Origin of the sequence: Hamadaea sp. NPDC050747 (assembly GCF_040654195.1) — a bacterium.
Lineage (GTDB): Bacteria > Actinomycetota > Actinomycetes > Mycobacteriales > Micromonosporaceae > Hamadaea.
The window spans coordinates 206,935-226,786 of sequence record NZ_JBFAHM010000006.1; the positions used below are offsets into that span (position 1 = coordinate 206,935).

The window sequence follows — 19,852 nt, forward strand, 5'->3', positions numbered from 1 at the left end:
CGTTCAGCTGGAGTTATTGCAACTAACTTGCAATAGCGTCCGGCGCAGTTTTAGGCTGCCGTCATGGTCACCTCTCGGCTCCGCCGTGTCCTCACCATTCCGACACTTGTACTACTCGCGACCGGCACCACGCTAGCCGCCTGCGGCGAGTCCGGCGACCCCGGCAGCTCAACCGGTCTGCGCATCGTCACCACCGTCGCCCCGATCACCTCGATCGCGGCCGCCGTCGCGGGCGACAAGGCACGTATCGACGGGCTCGTCCCGGAGGGCACGAACTCCCACACGTTCGAGCCCCCGCCGAGCGCGGCCAAGGTGCTGAGCCGGGCCGACATCGTCTTCGTCAACGGCCTCAAGCTGGAGGAGCCGACGAAGGAGCTGGCCGAGACCAACTTGAAGAAGGGCGCCAAGATCGTCGAGATCGGCACGACGGTGCTGCCGGAGAGCGACTACATCTACGACTTCTCCTTCCCGAAGGAGGACGGCAAGCCGAACCCGCACCTGTGGACCGACCCCACGTACGCGATCAAGTACGCCGCGGTCATCCGGGACACCCTGGTGCAGGCGGACGCCGCCAACGCCGAGGCGTACAAGGCGAACTACACGGTCTTCGAGGCCAAGGCCAAGGAGTTGGACGCCGCCCTCCGGGCCGATCAGGAGACCATTCCGGGCGGCCACAAGGAGCTGCTGACCTATCACGACGCATACGCCTACTTCGCGAAGACGTACGGTTGGAAGGTGATCGGCGCGATCCAGCCGCAGAACTTCGAGGATCCGACCCCGAAGGAGGTCGCCGCGCTGATCGACCAGATCAAGGCGGAGAAGGTCCCCGTGATCTTCGGTTCCGAGGTCTTCCCGTCCGACGTGCTGGCCGAGATCGGCCGGTCGACCGGCGCTCGCTACGAGGACACCCTGCGCGACGACGACCTGCCCGGCAAGCCGGGCGAGACCGACCACTCGTGGCTGGGCCTGATGCGCTACGACTACGTCACCATGATCAAGGGTCTGGGCGGCGACCCGGCCAAGCTGCAGGCGCTCGACATCGCGATCGCCACGCCCGACAAGGCGGGCTACCCGCAGTGACCGCCGTCGACACGACCGGACGCGGCGAGGAACTGGTCCGCCTCGCCGGGGTGAACTTCGGCTACGACCACCACGCCGTGCTCCGGGGCGTCGACCTGAGCGTGTGCGAGCGCGACTTCATCGGCGTCGTCGGGCCGTCCGGCTCCGGCAAGACGACCCTGTTGCGGCTCCTGCTCGGCACGAACAAGCCCCAGCACGGCAGCATCGTCCGCAAGCCCGGGATCGCGGTCGGCTACGTGCCGCAGCTGGAGACGGTGAACTGGAATTTCCCGGTCACCGTCTCGGAGTGCGTCCTCATGGCGCGCAAGCAACGCGGCTTCCCCTGGCCCAGCCGGACGGACAAGGCCGACATCGCGGCGGTCCTCGACCGGCTCGGCATCGGACACCTCGCCCACCGGCACATCCGGGAGCTGTCCGGCGGCCAGCAGCAGCGCATGTTCATCGCTCGCGCGCTACTACGCCGGCCGCGTCTGCTGCTCATGGACGAGCCGACGTCCGGAGTGGACGTCGCGAGCCGGCACGACATGCTGCACCTGCTGACGGATCTGCACTCCGAAGGCGTCGCCATCCTGATCACCACCCACGACCTCAACGGCGTGGCCTCCCACCTGCCCCGGCTGGTGGCTGTCCACGGCCGCATCGTCGCCGAAGGCACCCCGCGTGAGGTCATCACGCCCCCGGTGCTCGAAGAGACCTTCGGCGCGCCGATGCAGGTCCTGGAACACCTGGGCATGCCCGTCGTCCTCGACCTCGAGGGCAACCTGACCCCTTCCGGGAGCTCCTGATGGACGTGCTGCTCGATCCGTTCACCTACCCGTTCTTCGTCAAGGGCCTGATCGTCGCCACCATGGCCGGCGGGCTTTGCGGACTCATCGGCGTGTTCATCACCCTGCGGGGCATGAGCTACATCGGGCACGGGCTGTCGCACGCGATCTTCGGCGGCTTCGCGGCCAGCTCGATCATCGCGGTGAACTACTACCTCGGCGCGGGCCTGTGGGGCCTGGGGTCGGCCCTGGCCATCAACGCCGTCACCCGGCGGCGGCGCATCGGCGCGGACGCCGCGATCGGCGTCATCACGACGGCCTCGTTCGCGCTGGGCGTGGCGTTGCTGAGCTTCTACGGCGCCAAGGGGCCGAGCTTCGACGCCGCGCTGTTCGGCAGCGTACTGGGGATCACCTACACCGACATGTGGATCCTCGCCGGGGTCTTCCTCTTCGCCGGGATCGTCGTCTTCCTGAACTACCGGTCGCTGCTGTTCGCGACGTTCGACCCGGACGTCGCCGACGTCAGCGGCGTACGCGTCGCGCGGACGGACGCGCTGCTCATGCTGGTGCTGTCGCTGTCCATCCTGGCCACCCTGACCGTCATCGGCGTCACCCTCGTGGCCGCGACACTCGTCGTCCCCGCGGTCGTCGCCCGGATGCTGACCAACCGGTTCTCCCGCATGCTCGTGCTCTCCACGATCATCGGCGCGGTCTGCGGCTTCGTCGGCATGTACCTGAGCTACCACCTGGACGTCCCATCCGGCACGACGATCGTGCTGACCGGAGCGGCAGTGTTCGCCGCCGTCATGCTGATCACCGGCGGACGGCGGCTCCAGCGCGCCGGACAACTCGACACCCACGCCGTCTGACGACGCCGGCAAGCCCGACGCCGGCAAGCAGGCGCCGGGCTTGCCGGCCCCTAGGAACATGGCGAGACCGGGGATCGCGGCACGCCCAACCTCACGGTGCCTATTCGCGGACGCCGGGCGGCCCAGCCGCGCCAGGAACCGACGGGTCGACGGACGCACGGATGGCAGGCGCGGGCCAGCCGCCGGGCGGCGAACGCGAGCACGGGCCAGCGGGCGCGGGCGACGCGGGCGCGGGCGGCGCGGGCGCGGGACAGCGGCGCGCGGACGGCAGGCACGGGCGTGGGACAGCGGCGCGCGGACGGCGAGCGCACGGACGCCGAGCGCCGGTCAGCGCGCGGAGGGCGGGCGCGCGGAGGGCGAGCGCGAGCGGGTAGATGATCTCCGGACGGCTACGTACGTATCCGCACCAAGATCAGGTATCTGAGCTTCCGGAGATCACTCCCGGTCCCCGGATCATGGCCGAGGAGCCGAGCGCGAACGGGCAACGACGCCCCAGGAGACACGCCGAAGGAACGCCAGGAGGACCGCACGGGAAGGTCGGGAAACCCGCTGGTGTCGACCGGCACAATGGCCGCATGACGGTGGCGAGGGGTTTCGAGCCGGTCGAGGCGGCGTTCGAGGATCTGCTGAGCAGTGGGGCCGAGTCCGGCGCCGGTTTGGCGGTGATCCACGACGGCCGGGTGGTGGTGGATCTCGTCGGCGGCGCGGTCGGCCGGGACACTTTGGTGAACACGTACTCCGTGAGCAAGCCGTTCGCGGCGTACTGTCTGCTGCTGCTCGTCGACCGGGGCCGGGCGGACCTCGACGACCCGGTACGCCGCCACTGGCCGGAGTTCGAGAGCGACGCGACTCTGAGGCAGGTGCTCGCGCATACGGCGGGTCTGCCGGTGTTCCCGGTGACGCGGACGGCCGAGGCGCTGCGGGATTGGGATCTGCTCTGCACCGACCTGGCCACCGCCACTCCGATGTGGACTCCCGGCGAGGTAGCCGCCGAGCACGCCCTCACCTACGGCCACCTCGTCGGCGAACTCGTCCGCCGCATCGACGGACGCTCGCTCGGCGGATTCCTCCGCCAGGAGGTCGCCGAACCGTGGGGCCTGGATCTCGGGTTCGGGCTGTCCCCGGCCGACGAGGCGCGCTGCGCCGATCTGGTCTACGGCGACCCCGACTGGCCCGTGACGATCCTCGGCGAACCCGGTTCCCTGAAGGCACGAGCGCTCGGCAATCCTCTCGGCTGCCTCGACCTGGCTGTGCTCAACGGCGAACTTTGGCGGGGCACCGAGGTTCCGGCGGTCAACCTCCACGCAACGGCGCTCGGCGTGGCCAAGTTCTACGCCGAACTGATGGCCAGTACGACGGAGGTCGTGGCCGAAGCGATCCGGGTCCAGCACGACGGGGTCGACCAGGTGCTGGATCGCAAGGTCTGCTGGGGGTTGGGCGTACAGGTGGAGGACGACGGCAGCTGGGGCATGGGCGGGATCGGCGGCAACTGCGGGTTCGCCGACCCCGTCCGCGGGTACGCCTTCGGCTACGTCACGAGGCATCTGGCGGGCTTCGAGCGCGTCGACCGCCTCGTCGACGTCCTGAACGACTGCCTCTAGGCCGCCCGCAACCACCGGCGAAACGACGGCCGGCGACCGTCTACCGGCACAGGGACCGTCGACGAAACGGACTCAGTGAGTGCCGGTGAGGGTCGCGTACACGATCACATTGTCCATATAGGACCGGGTCGCGTAGTCGAATCGGCCGCCGCAGGTGATCAGCCGTAGCAGCGCCGTCGCCGCGACCCGATGCACCTCGGGCGCGGGGAATTCGTCCTTCGGCACGAGGCGTACGCCGTCCACCGTGAACACGGCGGTCGTCCCGTCGTCCCGATCGACGAGGACGTCGTCGCCTTTACGCAGCTCGCCGAGCCGGAAGAAGACGGCCGGGCCGGAGGTGCGGGAGTCGACGTGGCCGACGATCACCGCGCTGCCCGCCTCACCCGGACTGGGCCCGTAGCGGTACCAACCGGCGACGTCGGGGGTTTCCAGCGGCGGCACCTCGATGGAGCCGTTGGCGGCGACGCCGGTCGCCACGATCGCCGCGTCCACTCCGATCGCCGGTACGCGCACCGACACCGGCACGGACCGGCTGAGCAGCCGGCCGGTCCCGTCGACGGTGTAGCCGTCCGGGATCTGCGCCAGACTGGGCAGTGGCGGCCGGGCGGGCATGAAGGCGAAGGCCGCGGCCAGGGTGGCCACGCCGGCGACGGCGAACAGCCACGTGAGGAGGCTGAGTAGCCGCCTCATCGCCGGGCCAGCCGCCGTACGGCGATCGACGCCACGAGGAGGAGGGAGCCGGTGATCAGCAGCGTGGCGGACGGGCCGCGCATCGTCGAGCCGCCGCCGCCCATCGGGCCGAGGACGGTGGCGACGGTGACGGTCGCCGTGAAGCCGGTGCCGTCGCCGCAGGTGCCGCCGAGCGCGTACGTGCCGGGTTGGGTCTCGGCCGGGATGGTCAGCGTGACCGACCATTCCCGCGGGTTCTTCGCCGAGGCGAGCATCGGCATGTTCGAGGCCCCGTCGAGGCTGGTGGCCGAGATCGATGCGCTGCGCACGCCGGCCGGGCAGGTGGCGACGACGTCCACTTGCGCGCCGGGGCGTACCGGATTCGGGTCGACTTGGGCGTCCTCCGCCCAGGCGACGGCCGGCAGCGCCAAGAAGAAGACGACGGTGAGGACCAAACCGAGCAGAGCGCCCGCGACGAGCCGGAACGGCAGCGCAGCGCTCATAGCGGTCCCTTTCGCCATGGACACGTCGGCCCCGAACGAGCTGGCACATCCGACAATAAGCGCAACAACCGCGCCAATACCGTGTTTCGCGAGAAATCCTCGAGGGGGACGTCCACTATGATCATCGACGTGCCCCGTACTGTGACGCTGGCCCTGCTGGACGACGACGGCGCTCCACTCGGCGCGCTGCCGCCGGTCGAGGTCGAGGTCCCGTGGTGGCAGGAGACCGCGAGCGTGATCGCGGCCGTCCAGGAGCGCTTCGGCGTCGAGGTCGCCGTCCTGCGCCTGCTGCACGCCCCGGAGCTCTTCCCCGGCGGCGAGGTCACGTACCTGGCGCAGACCGGGCCGCTCTCGGCCGGCGAACTGCCGGCCACCCGAGCCATCGACGTGGATCTGAATGATCACCCGTTGCGGCCCGACTACGCCAAGCCCGGCGGGCCGGACCGCAGCCTCGACTGGGCCGCCGAGCAGCTGCACGAGCTCGAGTTCGGGCCGATCGGGGCGGCGACCCAGATGCGTACCTGGAATCTGAGCGCGATCTGGCGGCTGGAGGCGGCCGCCGGCACGGTCTGGCTCAAGCAGGTCCCGGCGTTCTTCGCCCACGAGCCGGTGGTGCTGCGCTGGCTGGCCGCCGAGGGGTTCGGCTTGTCCGTGCCCATCCAGCTGGCCACCGACGGCAGCCGGATGCTGCTCGCCGACCTGCCCGGGGTGGATCTCTACGCGGCCGGGCTCGGCGTCCGCGCCTCGATCGCCGCGACGCACCACCACGTCCAGGTCGAGGCGGCGGCGCAGGCCACGCGGTTGATCGGGCTCGGCGTCCCGGACCTTCGCGGCCCCCGCCTGACCGAGGTCGTCACTCGCGTCACCCAGTGGTATGCGGAAAGCGACCCGGCGCTCGACGCGCTCGTCGCGGGCCTGCCCGACCGGTGGGCCGCGATCGACGCGTGCGGACTGCCGGACACCCTCGTCCACGGGGATCTGCACCCCGGCAACGCCCGCGGCGACGAGGTCCACCAAGCCGTCCTGGACTGGGGCGACTCGTTCGTCGGGCACCCCGGCTTCGACATCCTGCGGCTGACCGAGCGGGTCAGCGAGCCCGAGGGGGCCGCGTTGATCGAGGCTTGGGCCGCCCGCTGGCAGCACGCCGTGCCGGGCTGCGACCCGGTCAAGGCGATCGATCTCCTGCGCCCCGTGGCCGCCCTGCGCAACGCCGCCACCTACGCCCGGTTCCTGGCCAACATCGAGCCGTCGGAGCATCCATACCACGCCGGGGACGTGCCGTTCTGGCTCCACCAGGCGGCTCTCGCCGCCTGACCGCTCCGGCTGCTATGGTTGATCACATGGACTCTCGCGTCCTCATTCTGTACCGATGGCGGCTGTCGACGTTCTCCAGCTGATCCATCCGTACCACCCTTTTCTCTTTTTCTTTCCGCGCGTGGCCGCAGTGTGCCCGTGCGCCCTCGAAAGGCTTCCCTGCCATGTCTGAGAACGTCATGCTCACCGGCGACCGTCCCACCGGCAAACTGCACCTCGGTCACTACGTCGGCAGCATCGCCAACCGCGTACGCCTGCAGCACGCGTACCAAAGCTTCTTCATCATCGCGGACCTGCACATGCTGACCACCAAGAACAGTCGCGCGGACATCGAGCGATCGGCCGGCAACGCGCGGGACATGGTGCTGGACATGCTCGCGGCCGGGATCGAGCCGGAGACCGCGACCTTCTACCTCCAGTCGGCCATCCCCGAGGTCGGCGACCTGAACACGCTGTTCCAGAACCTCGTGACGGTCCCCCGGCTGGAGCGGGTCCCGTCGTTGAAGGACATGGCCCGGGACTCCGGCAAGGAGGAGATGCCCTACGGCCTGCTCGGCTACCCGGTGCTGCAGGCGGCCGACATCCTGTGTGTGAAGGCGAACGCCGTCCCCGTGGGCAAGGACAACGCCGCGCACGTCGAGGTCACCCGGGAGATCGCCCGACGGTTCAACCACCTTTACGGCGACACGTTCCCGGTGCCGGAGCTGATCCACGCCGACGTGCCGACGCTGGTCGGCACGGACGGGCAGGCGAAGATGAGCAAGAGCATCGGCAACACCGTCCTGCTCTCCGACGACGCCACCTCGGTACGCCGGAAGGTCATGGGCATGTACACCGACCCGGATCGGGTGCGCGCCGACATCCCGGGCAAGGTCGACGGCAACCCGGTCTTCATCTACCACGATGCTTTCAACGACGACAAGGCGCAGGTCGAGGACTTGAAGGAGCGTTACCGCACCGGCCGGGTCGGCGACGTCGAGGTGAAGGAGAAGCTCGCCACGGCGCTCAACAGGTTTCTCGACCCGATGCGCGAGCGCCGCGCCAAGTACGCCGACGAGCCGGGTCTGGTCGACCGCCTGATCGTCGAGGGCACCGAGCGTACGCGGGAAGTGGTGCGGCAGACCGTCTTCGACGCCCGCAAGGCGATGGGGCTGACCTCGACGTTCCAGGCCATCCGCCGGAAAGCGCAGGCGGCTACGAAGTCACGGTGACCTTGATGGTCTGGGGCGTGGCCGGTCCACGCCCCGGGCCGGGGTCGCAGGCGTCGAGGCCGGACCGGTAGCAGTAGCGGAAGACCAGTTCGGTCTCCCCCACGCCGACCGCCTTCACCTCGTAGCTCAGCTTCCCGCCGCAGCCGACCTCGCCGCCCCGGCAGTCCGAGTCGTACTCGCGCCGGGGTTCGGCGACGACTGCGCGGTCGCCGGACTCGACGACGTACCACGAGTCGCCGATCGACGCGTTGACCGCGCCGATGTCGATCGACAGGGTCTGTCCCTTCTCGAGGGTCACCGATCCCACGTCCACCCCGACGTGCTCGGTGGACGAGCAGCCGGACAGGGCGAGCGCCAGGACGGCGGCGGGCAGGGCGGTCAGCTGACGCGGTCGCATGCCGCAGATTGTGGCCCATCGACGCCAGCCGCCCGGTGGTCTCCCGGGCCCGCCTGCACCCGGCGGTTTCACGCGCTGTTCACGTCCTGGTGGAATGTCGGTATCCCCGCTGCCCAGTGGCTACGGAAAAGTGATCGAGGTGACTTCCTCCGTTTCCCGCCGCGGCGTACTGCGGGCCTCCGCCGCCGGCGGCCTCGGAATCGCCCTGAGCGGCAGCATCCCCGCCATCGCCGGCCCGGCCGCGGCGCACGCACCCGCCGCGGGCTACGGCCCGCTCATCCCCGATCCAGCCGGCCTGCTCGCCCTGCCCGCCGGGTTCGCCTACACCGTCGTCGCGTACGCCGGGCAGACGCGCCTGGAGACCGGCCAGGTCACGCCCAGCGACGCCGACGGCACCGCGTTCTTCCGGGGCCACCGGGGCGCGGGCGCGTTGGTCAACAACCATGAGATCGGCGGCAGCGAGCCGTTCCGCGTACCGGCGCTGGCCGGGCTCACCTTCGACCCCGGCGCAGGCGGTGGCACGACCACCATCGACGTCGACCCGGACGGCAACCGCATCGGCGAATACGTCTCCCTCGCCGGGACGCACAACAACTGCGCCGGCGGGCGTACGCCGTGGAACACCTGGCTGACCTGCGAGGAGACCGAGCAGCGCAAGGGCGGGGTCTACCTGCAGGACCACGGCTACGTCTTCGAGGTCGACCCGTTCGACCGGGAGGCGAACTTCGATCCGGTGCCGCTGAAGTTCCTCGGCCGGTACTCGCACGAGGCGGTCGCGGTGAACCCGCGCAGCAACGAGATCTACCTGACCGAGGACGCCTCCGGCCCGCTCGGCCTCTACTTCCGCTGGACTCCGCCGCGCGGGTTCCAGGGCCGCAAGGGAGCCTTGCGGGAGCTTGCACTCAGCGACGGCGGTGCGACCGCCGGCCGTCTCCAGGCGATGCGTGCCCGCCACGGCGACACGCACGTCAAGGATCTCTCCGAGGCGACCAAACCCGGTACGCGGTACAAGGTGGACTGGGTGGACGTGCCCGATCGGGACGCCCGGACGGTCTCGGTCCGCAAGCAGTTCACCGACGACGAGGTGACCCGCAGCCGCAAGCTCGAGGGCGCCTGGTGGGGCGACGGCGGCGCGTACTTCGTCGCCAGCTACGCCCGGGCCGACGACGGCAGCGTCAACGAACACGACGGGCAGGTCTGGTTCTACGACCCCGAGAGCGAGACGATCACGCTCAAGACGATCTTCGGCGTGAACCCCGACCCGAGTGCCGAGGGGAACTTCGACGGGCCGGACAACATCACCGTCTCCCCCTACGGCGGGGTCATCCTCGCCGAGGACGGCGAAGGGCTGTCTCACCTCGTCGGGGTGGACGAGCACGGCACGGCGTTCGCGCTCGCCCGCAACGAGCTCAACGACAGCGAGTTCACCGGGCCGACGTTCAGCCCGGACGGCCGGATCCTCTACGCCAACATCCAGTCGCCCGGGATCGTCTTCGCCATCACCGGCCCGTGGGGCCGGCAGCGCCGCTGACGTTTCCTGATCATTGCGTCAGCCATGCTGTTTGAACGGACAAAATGCTCCGCGAAACAGCATGGCTGACGCAATGATCACGCTAGAGAGCGGGGGGCGCGATGAGCGCGCGGCTAGAGAGCGGCTCGCGATGAGCGCGCGCGGTCAGAGGGCGGCCTGGCAGTCCCGGCGCGGTTCCACGCGGGTCGCGAGGCCGCGGAGCCCGTTCGCGGCCGCCTGCCGGAGCCCGCCGAATCGGGGTCGCCGGGCAGATGGAGTCCGCTGTGGACGATCGGGGACGACGGGCGCGTCGGGCCTGGCTGAGGCAAGGTGTTCTTCGGTCTGCTGGCGGGCGAGCACGAACGCAGCGGGGAACTGCATCACTACCTCCTGGACGAGACCGGGCCGGTCGAGGCCCGGACGATCAGTTCGGTGGGCAGGACGACCTGCCCGGTCGGCGGCCGGCTGTCCGGGTCGAGCAGCAGCTCGCCCGCGATCCGGCCGCGGTCGGCGGCGGGTTGGCGCACGGTCGTGAGACCCGCCGTGGCGGAATCGGGGATGTCGTCGAAGCCGATCACCGAGACGTCCCGGCCCGGCGCCAGGCCACGCTGGGTCAAGGCGTCGAGCACGCCGAGCGCCAGCAGGTCGGTCAGCGCCACGATCGCCGTGGGCCGCTCTTCGCGATCCAGGGCGTACGCCGCCGCAGCGGCCCCGTCGGCGCGGGCGTTGCCGGCCGCGTTGACGGTGATGACGTCGTCGAAGGGCACTCCGGCCTGGCCGAACGCTTCGGCGTAGCCCCGGAGGCGTTCGCGGCTGACGTAGTACGGCACGGCATCTGGATCGGTCAAGGAAACCGGATGATTCTCCCGTTCGGGGATCAACCAGTCGCTGACGACGGCGATGTTGCGGTGGCCGAGGCGGATCAAGTGCTCGCCGGCCGCCCGGGTCGCGGCGGCCTCGTCGATGCCGACGAACAGCCGGCCCTCGTCCCGGTGCTCGCCGGTGACGATGGGCAGGTCGCGTGCTTCGGCCGCCGCCCAGGCGGCATGCCAGTCGGGGATGCAGTAGGAGCAGAAGCCGTCCACGACCGCGCTCTGCACCATCGACGCGGCGGTCTCCTCATTGCTCGCCGACAACGGGAGCAGCAGCAGCCCGGTGTCGTGGCGTTGGGCCGCAGCGGCCAATCCGGCCAGGAACTGCACGGCGAACGGGTCGGTGAAGGCGAACCGCAGGTCGTCGGTGAACAGCACGCCGATCGCACCCACCGTCCCGGTACGCAACGAGCGCGCGCCCGGGTGCGGGCCGGTGTAACCGAGGCGGCGGGCGGTCGCCAGGATCTTGTCCCGCAGGTGCGGGGACAGCTGATCCGGTCGGCTGTACGCATTCGACACCGTGCTGCGGGAGACCCCGAGCTCGTCGGCGATCGTCTGCAACGTCGGCTTCACCGGTGTCACGGCCGACCGCCCTTCCCTCTGGCGATGTTCTCGCACATCTTCTGTATCGATCCAGTGCTTCTGAATCGATACAGTACGCTCACCGCCGGAGCTTGGCAACCACCCAGGTCAATGCGGTCGCGGCCGCCGTCGCGCACAGGACGCCGATCGCGTCGTTGCCCGGGTCGGTCACGCTCAAGGCGGCGATCCGAGCCAACGGCGGCACCAGCGCCACCAGGGCAAACGCACCGGCCGACCCGGCCAGGAGCCCGATCTTCCAGCCGTTCAGCGGCCGGGCGACGAGCAGCAGCACCCACCACGCGACGAGGAACAAGGTCAGCGTCGCCGTCGACCGGTCGGCCGCGAGCGACGTGCCGCCGACCGCCCGGGCGAGGGCGTACGCGACGAAGGTGGCCGCCGCGCAAGCGATCCCGGCCGGGATCGCGAACCGGAGTACGCGGGGCACGAAGCCGGGCCGCGCTCGTTCGTTCGACGGCGCCAGGGCCAGGAAGAAGCCGGGAATGCCGATGGTGAGCGACGCGACGAGGGTGACGTGCCGGGGCAGGAACGGGAACGGCAGCTGAGCCACCCCGACCGCCAGCGCCAGCAGGATCGAGTACGCCGTCTTCGTCAGGAACAGGTTGGCCACGCGCTCGATGTTGGCCAGCACCCGCCGGCCCTCGGCGAGCACCGAAGGCAGCACGGAGAAGTCGTCGTCGAGCAGCACCACCTTGGCGACCGCCCGGGTCGCGCCGCTGCCGGAGCCCATCCCGATCCCGAGGTCGGCCTCTTTGAGGGCGAGCGCGTCGTTCACACCGTCGCCGGTCATCGCGACGACGTGGCCCCGGCTGTGCAGCGTACGCACGAACTCGCGCTTCTGGTGCGGCGTGACCCGCCCGAAGACCGCGTGCCGTTCGACCGCGTCGGCCAGGTCGTCCCCGCCGTCCGGCAGCGTCCGGGCATCGCAGGGGTCCCGCGACCCAGGTACGCCCACCTGCCCGGCGATCGCGCCGACGGCTGCCGCGTTGTCCCCGGAGATGACCTTCACGGTGACGTCCTGCTCACCGAAGTACTTCAGGGTCGCCGGGGCGGCCTCGCGGAGCTTTTGTTCCAGCACGATCAGCGCCATGGGACTCCGGCCATCCGAAGTAGACAGCGACGGCGCGGACACCAGCGCCAGTACGCGCAGCCCCTCGGCGGCGAGCGCCGACGCCCGGTCCCGTGCGTCCGACGAAGCCGCCTCGGACGAGCTGACCTCGGACGACCCCGCCCCTGACGACCCCGCCCCGGACGATGCCTCGGATGACGACGCCTCGGATGACGACGCCTCGGCGGAATCGGGCAGGAGCACCTCCGGAGCGCCGAGCAACCAGGCGCCGTGGCCGTCGAAGTCCGCCCCCGAATACTTGCGGGCCGACGAGAAGGCCTGCTTCTCGCGTACCGGCCAGGACGGAGCGGGACCCACCGCCGCGCCGACGGCCTGCAGCGTGGCGTTCGGCCGTTCGTCTGCCTGGACCAGTGCGGCCAGGACGGCACGCAGCCGCTCCTCGTCCTGATCGGGCATGGGCTCGATGGCGCGGAGCCGCATGCCCGGCTCGGTGAGCGTGCCGGTCTTGTCGAGGCAGAGGGTGTCGACGCGGGCCAGCACCTCGACGGCGGGCAGTTCCTGGACGAGGCAGCGGCGGCGACCCAGCCGGATCACCCCGACGGCGAACGCGACGCTGGTCATCAGCACGAGGCCTTCGGGGATCATCGGGACGACTCCGGCCACGGAGCCGATCACGGCGTCGGAGACGCTCGACCCCCGGGTGAACTGGGCGATCACGAGCAACGCGCCGACCGGGACGATCACCCAGGTCAGCAGCCCGAGGAAGCGGTTGATGCCCTGGTACAGCTCCGAGTGGGCGAGGCTGAACCGGCCCGCGTCGGCCGCGATCTTGGCCGCGTACGCGTCGTCGCCGACCTTCGTCGCCCGGAACGCGCCCGACCCGGCGACCGCGAAGCTGCCGGAGAGCACCCGATCGCCGGGTGCCTTGTCCACCGGGTCGGACTCCCCGGTGAGCAGTGACTCGTCGATCTCGAGGTTGTCGCTCTCGACGACGTCGCCGTCCACCGGCGCCTTCTCGCCCGTCGCCAGGAGCACGACGTCGTCGAGCACGACCTGCTCCGGCGCGACCTCGACCTCCTTGCCATCCCGGCGTACGCGCACCGGCGCCCGTCCCACGAGCGCCAACCGGTCGAGCGTGCGCTTGGCGCGCAATTCCTGGATCACGCCGACCGCGCTGTTCACCACGATGATGAGGCCGAACAGCGCGTCGATCGGCGAGCCGAAGACCAGGACGAGCGCGCACAACGCGCCGATGAGGGCGTTGAACCGGGTCAGGACGTTCGCCCGGAGGATCTGGCCGACCGTTCGGCTGCTCTGTCCGCTCACGCCCTCAGTGTGGCCGACCTCCACCCCCTGCGGCGTGATCACGAACTAACGGGCGTGATCAACCGGTGTGTCGTGTCCGTGGCTCCCTGGTCAATTCCCGGAACCCATGATCACGGCACCGTCTTCTCGATGGCGGCCGGTCCCCATTCCGCCAGCTCCTTGCGGGCGCGCTCGACGTTCTCCGGGGTGGGGTCCCAGCCCTTCGCGACGGCGTAATCCTCCGGATCCCACTGCTGTTCGGCGCCCGTCCGGTAAACCGGCTCCTCCCCGGGCTCCCGGAAGACCGGCGTGGTGGAGTCGGGCGTACCCCGGCCGGACGGGGCCAGCGCGGCGACCGGCGCCTCGTCGTCGACCGCCTCAGCGGTGTTGGGGTCTTCCTCGATCGGCTCGATGGCGTCGCTGCTCATTGGCGTACTCCCTTCTGCCGTTCCTATGCCCAATCTCGCACAAAGAAGTCGCCGAGTTGACCTCAACCAAGGTTCAGCAGGCAGGCTTGGGCGGCATGAGAGCAGTCGTCTTCGACCGGTTCGGCCCGCCGGACGTCCTCCGCCTCGCCGAGCTGCCCGATCCGTCGGCCGGACCCGGTCAGGTACGCGTCCGCGTGCACGCCGCCGGCGTGCAGCCGTTCGACGTCGCCGTGCGTACCGGGGCGATGACCTGGGCGAAGATCGCCTTCCCGCAACAGATCGGCCAGGAGTACGCCGGCACCGTCGACCAGGTCGGCGAAGGCGTCACCGACTGGGCGGTGGGCGACGAGGTCCTCGGCTCCACCATGCTCGACGCCGTCGCCGACTACGTCGTCGTCCCAGCCGAGAATGCCGTCCGCAAGCCCCCGCAACTCGACTTCCCGAGCGCGGCGGCCCTGGTCGCCGCCTCGCAGACGGCGTCGGGGGCGCTGCTGGAGCTGAAGGTGGCCGCTGGGGAGACCCTGCTCGTCCACGCCGCCGCCGGTTCGGTCGGCACCCTCGCCGTGCAGCTCGCCCGGAGGACCGGAGCGACCGTCGTCGGCACCGCCAGCCCGGCCAACCACGACTATCTGCGCTCGCTGGGCGCGGTGCCCGTGGCGTACGGGGACGGGCTGGCGGATCGTGTCCGGGCGGTCGCCCCTCAGGGCGTCGACGTCGCGCTGGACGCGGCCGGGCGGGGTGCCGTCGCCGCCTCCGTCGAGCTGGTCGCCGACCGGGATCGGATCGGCACCATCGTCGACGACGCGGCCGCGGCCGAGTTCGGTACCCGAGTCGTCCGCGCCGGACGATCCCCGCACCGGCTCGCCGAGGTGGTCGCGTTGGCCGCGGCGGGCAAGATCGTGCTCCCCGTCCGCGCATACCCGTTGGCCGACGTGGTCGCCGCGCACGCCGCGGTGGAGTCGGGTCACGGCCGGGGCAAGGTCGTGCTCACCCTCTAGGAAGCGCAGGCAAGAAGCCGGGTCAGGAGCGGACGGGCAGGCCGATCGGGTTGATCTCCGGTATGGCACGCGCGGCGGCTCGGGCCAGCGGCGTGAGCAGGTCGACCAGCCGGTCGGTCGAGCCGAGCGCGTGCCACGGCCGCATCGCGGCCTCATCGGTGATCCGCTCGATCCGCCGGTGCGCCTCGACCGCGCTCGTCGTGGCCGTCCCCGCCGAGGTCAGCCAGCCCCGCTGGTGGAGGCGGCCGACCGCCGCCGCCCACTCCTCATCGGTCCAGCCCCGGGCCGGTTGGAGCGTCTGGCGGGACAGGTCGAGCCCGGATCGCCAGGCCAACGCCTCGCAGCCGTCGAGCCCGGCCGTCACCAGGGCGGCCACGTGCCCGTCACCGCGATGCTCGCGCAGGATCGTCGCGGCCTGCCACAGCCGGGCGTACGGATCCGCCGGCATCGGCTGCGCGAGATTGGCCGCGCCCAGGACACGCCCGGCCGTGTCGGCCGCCAGGGCAGCCCGGCTGAGCAGGTCGGCCGCCTCGGCGACGTGGTCCTCGCCGACTTCGGTGAGCAGCCGTCGAAGGGCCGCGACCGCTCCGGACTGCCGCGCCTCCAGGGCGGCGGCGGGGGTGGCCCGGCTCCACACGTCAGGCAGAGCGCGGGCCACCGTCGCCGGGGCGAACCCGAAGAACGCGGCTATCACCGGAGCGGGACCGACCGGCCCCAGCACGGCGGCCCGCCCCGCGAAGTAGCCTCGCCAGAAACCCCGGAGGCCGGCCGCCTCGAACTGCTCGCGCGCCTCGGGCGCGAAGTAGGTCACCGCGTGGAGCGGTTCGAACAGTGTCCACATGCGACGCGCGAGATGCATGGGCTGACCCTAGTCGGCGTCCAGCGCGTGCTTACGCCGCAGGTACTTCTCCCGCCACTCCAGCGGCACGAACACCAGGGTGATCACCACGTCGGCGACGATCGCCCAGAGGATGACGGTCCACGGGTCGAGGTGCGGCAACCCGGCGCTCTCCGCCCAGCTCGTGGTGAGGCCGAGGGGCGGGAAACCCTCCCAGAACAGGAACCACAGCAGCGGGCCGAGGCCGACGGCGAGCCCGTAAGCCGTGTAGTGACCGGCGTGCGAGAAACCGATGCCGAGCAGGATCGCCAGGATCAGGAAGACCACGACGGCGACCCGCTGGCCGCCCTGCGACGGGAAGCCGTCGGCGATCACCTCGCCGAGTGACTTGCCGCTGTTGAGCACCTGCCGCCAGAAGACCGCCAGGAGCACGATCACTCCGACGATGACGACGGCGAAGAGCAACCCCCGGAACACCTTCGCGCCGCCGCTGGCCTCTGTTTCGGACATGTCCTTGTCTCCTCCCCTTGGGGGCCGGCACGAAGAGGGGTCCCGGCCCCGAACGCCGACACGCTACTGGAAAGAGTCCACTCAGGCAGCGCGTCGCTGAGTGCCGCCGCGGCGGGCCGCCGATGCGCCCACAGATCGTCTCATCGAAGTAGATGCGCCACGACGTCCGGCCGAACCGAAGTCGGCGACCGAAGGGGTGACGTCGGCGTCGCACCCGGACGAGACCACGTGCAGCTCGTAGGCCGTGTCGTCGAGTTCGGCCGAGCACTCGTGCCGAGTCGCGGCGAGATCCTCGAACTCGCCCGCGCTCACACCCGTCTGGAGCGCATATGCGGCGAGGCGCTGAGCGCTGTCGGTGATCCGATCCTGACGGGCCCGCAGAGCCGTGGCCTGCGCCGCCAACGCCGCCCGCTCCCGGCGACGGCCTTCCAACCGCAGGTGCTCCGCCCGGCGACGGGCCTCGGCGGCGATGCCACGTGCCCCGGACACGACGGCGGCGTCGGGGTTGATCGGACGCGCCGCGATCTCCGCCCAGGCGAGATGCGCCGCCCGCTGCCGCTCGTGCATCCGGTCACGGCGTCGCGCGGCCTGTTGCGAGATGGACGGCAACGGCCGCCCGTCGGCGTCGCACCACGCGGCCAGCAGATTGAGCACCGTACGCTCGACGCGAGCGGGCGTGTCGCCCGCCAGCGGCACTCCCCGCGCCGAACTGCCGTCGGGGTCGTGGTCGAGGGCGTGAACGACGTCCAACGGGGTCCACCCGGCCTCGAAGAACCGGCTGATCCGGCGGCGCAGCTCAGGCGGCTGCAGTTCGCGCAGGCTCACCAGTTCGTAGAGCAGCCAGCGGACGGCCTGCTCCTGGGCGGCCCGCCCGACCGGTACGCGAGCGGGATCGATCGAGGAGTGGCCGAACGCCCAGTAGGGGTGGCACTCGGGGCAGCGGCGTTCGCTGTCGCCCAGGTCGAACCTGCGCGTCTGCTGATCGCATCGGCCGCACCAGGGCGGCATCTCCATCGCCATGACCGGAACTCCCTGCTGTCTCAGGCAGCGGTTAGGGGTGAAGCACCTGTCACGGGCGACGATAACGGTGAGGTACGACAAAAACTCCGAGCGTTACCCGAACACGTGTCCCAAGAAAGCATCACCGCAGCTCAGTCAGGCTCGCCGGTTTAGCCGCAGAGGACACGGGCACCTGCGTCGGCATGCGCGACATCGAACGGCTGCTGGCCGAGGAGTGCTCCGGCGTACGCGCCGAGGAATGGATCGACAAGACCGACCCGGCCGACGACTCCCCCGTCGTCCGCATCCCGGTCGCCTCCGCCGAGGCGATCTCCGGCGCTGTGCGTACGGCGAGAGCGGCGAGCCGGGACTGGGCGCGTACCGCACCGGCTGACCGCGCCGCGGCGGTCGACCGGGCCGCGGACGGGCTTTCGGCGTACCAAGAGGAATTGGCCTGGTTGACCAAGCGCGAGATGGGCCGCCCCCTGGACGAGGCGCGGGCCGGGGTCGCCGCCGGCATCGCGACCCTGCGCCAGTACGCGCAGCTCGGCCCGGCGCATCGCGGCCGGAGCCTGGCCGGGGCCTGGAGCGCGACCGACCTGATGGTGCCCGAGCCGCGCGGCGTGGCGGCTGTGATCACGCCGTGGAACGATCCGGTGGCCGTCTCTTGTGGACTGATCGGGGCGGCGTTGGTCACCGGCAACACCGTGGTCTACAAGCCGAGCGAGCGTACGCCGGCCACCGGCTGGCTGCTGCACCAGCTCATCGCGGAAGAACTCCCGGAGGGTGTGCTGACGCTCGTGAACGGCGGGGCCGAGGTGGGTGACCGGCTGGTACGCGAACCGCTGGACGTGATCGCGCACGTCGGCTCGACCGCCACCGGGCTCGGCATCCGCCGGGCCACGACGACGAAGGTCGTCCGGGAGAACGGCGGCAACGATCCACTGCTCGTCGACGAGGACGTCGACCCGGCGTGGGCGGCCGAGCAGGCGGCGATCGGCGCCTTCGCGAACTCTGGCCAGATCTGTGTGGCCGTGGAACGGATCTACGTCCACGAACGGATCGCGGCGTCTTTCCTGGCCGAGCTGGTCAAACGGGCCGAGGCGCTGGACCTGGCGCCCCTCGTGGACCGCCGGCTCCGCGACGAGGTGCACAGCCAGGTCGCGGAGGCGATCGCCGCAGGCGCGGCCGTCCAATGTGGCGGGGAGATCCCGGCGGGACCGGGCGCGTTCTACCCGGCGACGGTGCTGGCCGGATGCACGGAGCAGATGCGGCTGATGCGGGAGGAGACCTTCGGCCCGGTCGCCCCGGTGAGCGTCGTGTCGTCCTTCTCCGAAGGCCTGACCCGGGCGGCGGACGGGGCGTACGGGCTGGCCGCGACGGTGCTGACGGGGTCGCTACGACATGCTCAGGAAGCGTGGCGCGAACTACCGGTCGGCACGGTCAAGGTGAACTCGGTCTTCGGCGGGGCTCCGGCCGGAGCCGCCCATCCCCGTGGCGCCAGCGGGGACGGCTACGGCTACGGCCCGGAGCTGCTCGACGAGTTCACCGCGACGAAGGTCGTCCACTGGGAAGCGCCGCCAGTACCTCAGCCAGCTCCCCAGGCCGGCTGAACATCGGCCAGTGGTCGCCGGGCAGGTCCACCACGTCGGCTCCCTCGAGCTTCGCGAAGAACGGATGCCCCGCCGCGATCATGCCGCGTACCTGGTCGGCCGGGAACGAGCAGGTGATCAGAGTCTGCGGCAGGGTCGCGTACTCGGGCGTGTAGTGAACGCCCTGGGTCACCGAGGCGAACGGGTGCGGCCGGCCCTCGGCTCGGAGATGCTCCGGGACCGGCACCAGGCCGTCGACCACCGAGGCCCGGGTCTGCTCCTGCTCCTCCGGCGAGGTCGTGTCGAACTGCGACATCCCGTCCGGCAGCGGCCCACTGTCCAGATAGACCACTCGCGCCACGCGGTCGGCGACCTGCCCGGCCGCCGTCGACACCACCATGCCGCCGTAACTGTGGCCGACCAGCACCACGTCCCGCAGATCGTCCTTCTCCAGCACCGCGACCACCTCGGCCACGTGCGCGTCAAGGTCCGTGCCCGGCTCCAGGCTCAGATCCAAGGGGTACGCCGAATGCCCGAGCGCGGTCAGCGGGCTCACCACGTCCCGCCAGGCCGACGCGCCGAGCCACATGCCGGGGACCAGTACGAATGTCGTCATACGGACCACGCTAGCCCTGATTGCGGACAGCTCCTGTCCCCGATTGTTCCGTGATCGTCGCGTCAGGCATGCTGTTTCGTCGGACATTTCGCTCGGCGAAACAGCAT

At 70.8% G+C, this 19,852-nt stretch carries 20 protein-coding genes; 9 read left to right on the plus strand and 11 right to left on the minus strand.

Annotation, left to right across the window (positions count from 1 at the left end; translation table 11 throughout):
* The first annotated feature begins 63 nt into the window (after positions 1-63).
* The 4 genes from AB0H43_RS15805 to AB0H43_RS15820 all read left to right on the plus strand — a co-directional run bounded on the left by AB0H43_RS15805 (position 64) and on the right by AB0H43_RS15820 (position 4,314).
* Positions 64-1,080, plus strand: coding sequence for a metal ABC transporter substrate-binding protein (locus AB0H43_RS15805; protein ID WP_360000055.1), 1,017 nt, complete (start codon positions 64-66; stop codon positions 1,078-1,080).
* Positions 1,077-1,865 (plus strand): metal ABC transporter ATP-binding protein, encoded by a 789-nt coding sequence (locus tag AB0H43_RS15810; protein ID WP_360000056.1) that lies wholly within the window; start codon positions 1,077-1,079, stop codon positions 1,863-1,865. Before AB0H43_RS15805 ends, AB0H43_RS15810 begins: the two co-directional genes overlap by 4 nt.
* A complete protein-coding gene (locus AB0H43_RS15815; RefSeq protein WP_360000057.1) occupies positions 1,865-2,713 on the plus strand; it encodes a metal ABC transporter permease in 849 nt (282 codons plus the stop codon). The genes AB0H43_RS15810 and AB0H43_RS15815 overlap by 1 nt, the downstream gene beginning before the upstream one ends.
* 575 nt (positions 2,714-3,288) lie before the next feature.
* Positions 3,289-4,314, plus strand: a complete 1,026-nt coding sequence (locus AB0H43_RS15820; RefSeq protein ID WP_360000058.1) for a serine hydrolase domain-containing protein — start codon at positions 3,289-3,291, stop codon at positions 4,312-4,314.
* 72 nt (positions 4,315-4,386) lie between these two features.
* On the opposite strand, the gene AB0H43_RS15825 is transcribed toward AB0H43_RS15820, so the two are convergent.
* Both AB0H43_RS15825 and AB0H43_RS15830 read right to left on the minus strand, forming a co-directional pair.
* Positions 4,387-5,004 carry a class F sortase gene (locus tag AB0H43_RS15825; RefSeq protein ID WP_360000059.1) on the minus strand — a complete coding sequence of 206 codons (618 nt, stop codon included), beginning with the start codon at positions 5,002-5,004 and terminating at the stop codon, positions 4,387-4,389.
* A complete protein-coding gene (locus AB0H43_RS15830) occupies positions 5,001-5,486 on the minus strand; it encodes a hypothetical protein (protein WP_360000060.1) in 486 nt (161 codons plus the stop codon). Before AB0H43_RS15830 ends, AB0H43_RS15825 begins: the two co-directional genes overlap by 4 nt.
* Positions 5,487-5,615: 129 nt before the next feature.
* Between AB0H43_RS15830 and AB0H43_RS15835 the strand changes: the two genes are divergently transcribed.
* The gene (locus tag AB0H43_RS15835) at positions 5,616-6,800 is read left to right on the plus strand and encodes an aminoglycoside phosphotransferase family protein (RefSeq protein ID WP_360000061.1); all 1,185 of its coding nucleotides are present in this window, start codon (positions 5,616-5,618) and stop codon (positions 6,798-6,800) included.
* A 164-nt stretch (positions 6,801-6,964) separates the two neighbouring features.
* Complete coding sequence (gene trpS, locus AB0H43_RS15840) at positions 6,965-8,011, plus strand: tryptophan--tRNA ligase (protein ID WP_360000062.1); 1,047 nt, start codon at positions 6,965-6,967, stop codon at positions 8,009-8,011.
* Here trpS and AB0H43_RS15845 read toward each other — a convergent pair.
* The gene (locus tag AB0H43_RS15845) at positions 7,995-8,408 is read right to left on the minus strand and encodes a protease inhibitor I42 family protein (RefSeq protein ID WP_360000063.1); all 414 of its coding nucleotides are present in this window, start codon (positions 8,406-8,408) and stop codon (positions 7,995-7,997) included. The two genes, trpS and AB0H43_RS15845, sit on opposite strands and share 17 nt — an antisense overlap.
* Positions 8,409-8,547: 139 nt before the next feature.
* On the opposite strand from AB0H43_RS15845, the gene AB0H43_RS15850 reads away from it, so the two are divergent.
* A complete protein-coding gene (locus tag AB0H43_RS15850) occupies positions 8,548-9,939 on the plus strand; it encodes an alkaline phosphatase PhoX (protein WP_360000064.1) in 1,392 nt (463 codons plus the stop codon).
* Between the two features lie 144 nt (positions 9,940-10,083).
* On the opposite strand, the gene AB0H43_RS15855 is transcribed toward AB0H43_RS15850, so the two are convergent.
* The 4 genes from AB0H43_RS15855 to AB0H43_RS15870 all read right to left on the minus strand — a co-directional run bounded on the left by AB0H43_RS15855 (position 10,084) and on the right by AB0H43_RS15870 (position 14,192).
* On the minus strand, positions 10,084-10,299 hold the full coding sequence (locus tag AB0H43_RS15855; RefSeq protein ID WP_360000065.1) for a hypothetical protein: 216 nt from the start codon (positions 10,297-10,299) through the stop codon (positions 10,084-10,086).
* 2 nt (positions 10,300-10,301) lie between these two features.
* The gene (locus tag AB0H43_RS15860; protein ID WP_360000066.1) at positions 10,302-11,372 is read right to left on the minus strand and encodes a LacI family DNA-binding transcriptional regulator; all 1,071 of its coding nucleotides are present in this window, start codon (positions 11,370-11,372) and stop codon (positions 10,302-10,304) included.
* 79 nt (positions 11,373-11,451) lie between these two features.
* Positions 11,452-13,785, minus strand: a complete 2,334-nt coding sequence (locus AB0H43_RS15865; RefSeq protein WP_360000067.1) for an HAD-IC family P-type ATPase — start codon at positions 13,783-13,785, stop codon at positions 11,452-11,454.
* A 110-nt stretch (positions 13,786-13,895) separates the two neighbouring features.
* A complete protein-coding gene (locus AB0H43_RS15870) occupies positions 13,896-14,192 on the minus strand; it encodes a hypothetical protein (RefSeq protein WP_360000068.1) in 297 nt (98 codons plus the stop codon).
* A 95-nt stretch (positions 14,193-14,287) separates the two neighbouring features.
* Between AB0H43_RS15870 and AB0H43_RS15875 the strand changes: the two genes are divergently transcribed.
* On the plus strand, positions 14,288-15,190 hold the full coding sequence (locus AB0H43_RS15875; RefSeq protein ID WP_360000069.1) for an NADP-dependent oxidoreductase: 903 nt from the start codon (positions 14,288-14,290) through the stop codon (positions 15,188-15,190).
* A 22-nt stretch (positions 15,191-15,212) separates the two neighbouring features.
* Here the strand turns inward: AB0H43_RS15875 and AB0H43_RS15880 are convergent, their stop codons facing one another.
* The 3 genes from AB0H43_RS15880 to AB0H43_RS15890 form a co-directional block, all read right to left on the minus strand.
* Positions 15,213-16,031 (minus strand): hypothetical protein, encoded by an 819-nt coding sequence (locus tag AB0H43_RS15880; RefSeq protein WP_360000359.1) that lies wholly within the window; start codon positions 16,029-16,031, stop codon positions 15,213-15,215.
* 27 nt (positions 16,032-16,058) lie between these two features.
* Complete coding sequence (locus tag AB0H43_RS15885; RefSeq protein WP_360000070.1) at positions 16,059-16,538, minus strand: hypothetical protein; 480 nt, start codon at positions 16,536-16,538, stop codon at positions 16,059-16,061.
* Between the two features lie 81 nt (positions 16,539-16,619).
* On the minus strand, positions 16,620-17,558 hold the full coding sequence (locus AB0H43_RS15890; RefSeq protein ID WP_360000071.1) for a hypothetical protein: 939 nt from the start codon (positions 17,556-17,558) through the stop codon (positions 16,620-16,622).
* Positions 17,559-17,740: 182 nt separating this feature from the next.
* Here AB0H43_RS15890 and AB0H43_RS15895 point away from each other — a divergent pair, with 182 nt between their 5' ends.
* On the plus strand, positions 17,741-19,150 hold the full coding sequence (locus tag AB0H43_RS15895) for an aldehyde dehydrogenase family protein (RefSeq protein WP_360000072.1): 1,410 nt from the start codon (positions 17,741-17,743) through the stop codon (positions 19,148-19,150).
* Here the strand turns inward: AB0H43_RS15895 and AB0H43_RS15900 are convergent.
* The gene (locus AB0H43_RS15900; RefSeq protein WP_360000073.1) at positions 19,083-19,832 is read right to left on the minus strand and encodes an alpha/beta hydrolase; all 750 of its coding nucleotides are present in this window, start codon (positions 19,830-19,832) and stop codon (positions 19,083-19,085) included. The genes AB0H43_RS15895 and AB0H43_RS15900 overlap by 68 nt on opposite strands.
* Positions 19,833-19,852: the final 20 nt, after the last annotated feature.